Below are 1,295 nucleotides of genomic sequence, written 5' to 3'. Positions count from 1 at the left end.
CCGTTTTGCCTTCGCCGGGACGGGCGCGCCGATCGAATGCGAAATCCTCGACGCCGAACCCGAGAAGTTGCTGCGCTATTCCTGGCGGGAGCAGCCGGGCGACGCAGCCAGGCAGGATCCGCTCGACAGTACCGTCACCTTCACGCTTGCCCGCACCGCTTCCGGCGGCACGCATCTGCGCATCGTCCACGACGGTTTTGCCCGCAAGGCCATGCCGGCCATCGCCATGGCAGGCGCCGGCTGCCGTCTTTCGCTCGGTTTGCGCGCAATTGGAAAGCCCATCGCCGCGAACGCACCGCGCCTTCTGCGCGCGGCATAATAGAAAATCGGAGAAGAAAAATGAGCGGTGTTGCCAGTCTGGTGCCGATGGTCATCGAGCAATCGAGCCGCGGCGAACGCGCCTTCGACATCTTTTCGCGGCTGCTGCGCGAGCGCATCATCTTCATCAACGGCGAGATCAACGACGACATCTCGGCGCTGGTCTGCGCGCAGCTTTTGTCGCTGGAATCGGACAATCCCGACAAGGAGATCTCGCTCTACATCAACTCGCCGGGCGGCGTAGTGACCAGTGGTTTCGCCATCTACGACACGATGCAATATATCAGCTGCCCGGTGTCGACCGTATGCATGGGCTTTGCGGCATCGATGGGCTCGTTCCTGCTGATGGCAGGCACACCGGGGCGCCGGATTTCCCTGCCGAACGCCACCATCCTGCTGCATCAGCCGCTGGGCGGGTTCCAGGGCCAGGCCTCCGACATCCAGCGCCATGCCGAGCGCATCGGCAGGACGAAACGGCACATGGCCGAGCTCTACGCGCAGCATTGCGGCCGTACCTATGAAGAGGTCGAGCGCACGCTGGACCGCGACCACTTCATGACCGCCCGCGAGGCGCAGGCATGGGGCATCGTCGACCATGTTTTCGACACGCGCAAAAAGGCGGCGTAAGCCAGGGCCGGAGCGGAGTCCGGCCGGCTGCCGAAGATTTGACGATGCCGGTCTGGTTCCATCGGCGGCGCGCCACTATAGTCCTGGGATGACCGACACTCATCCTTCCAGACCACTGCGCCCCGTCATCGCCGTCGTGGTGCTCGCTTTTGCCAGTCTCGTGAGTGGCGCGGCTCTTGCAGAGGACAGTTCGCCGTCGACGCAAAAAAGCGCCCTGCCCGGCGTGACCGGCGACTACCGCATCGCCAAGCCGGCTCCCGAGCCGGACGATGCGCTGCCGGCCGGCGAGAACGGCACATTCAAGATCGGCGATACGGATGTCAGGATTTCCGGCAGCATCACCGTCGATG

Annotated in this window: 3 protein-coding genes; all 3 read left to right on the top strand. The window is 64.1% G+C overall.

Features of this window, described 5'->3' with window-relative positions:
- Positions 1 to 319, top strand: a 319-nt coding sequence (locus EN994_RS31935; protein WP_164746437.1) for an SRPBCC domain-containing protein, incomplete at its 5' end; no start/stop codon positions are given.
- A gap of 20 nt (positions 320 to 339) precedes the next feature.
- Positions 340 to 945: an ATP-dependent Clp protease proteolytic subunit gene (locus EN994_RS31930; RefSeq protein WP_063167934.1), complete on the top strand. Its 606-nt coding sequence runs from the start codon at positions 340 to 342 to the stop codon at positions 943 to 945.
- An 88-nt stretch (positions 946 to 1,033) separates the two neighbouring features.
- Positions 1,034 to 1,295: hypothetical protein (locus tag EN994_RS31925; RefSeq protein WP_127308176.1), on the top strand; the 262-nt coding region annotated here is incomplete at its 3' end.

The organism is Mesorhizobium sp. M7A.F.Ca.CA.002.09.1.1, from assembly GCF_003998555.1.
Taxonomy (GTDB): domain Bacteria; phylum Pseudomonadota; class Alphaproteobacteria; order Rhizobiales; family Rhizobiaceae; genus Mesorhizobium; species Mesorhizobium ciceri.
This window is presented reverse-complemented; position numbering and strand designations above follow the sequence as displayed.

Bases quoted from the DNA above. Each gene is read 5' to 3' on its own strand.
- EN994_RS31930 (WP_063167934.1), top strand. From the start codon at position 340: ATGAGCGGTGTTGCCAGTCTGGTGCCGATGGTCATCGAGCAATCGAGC.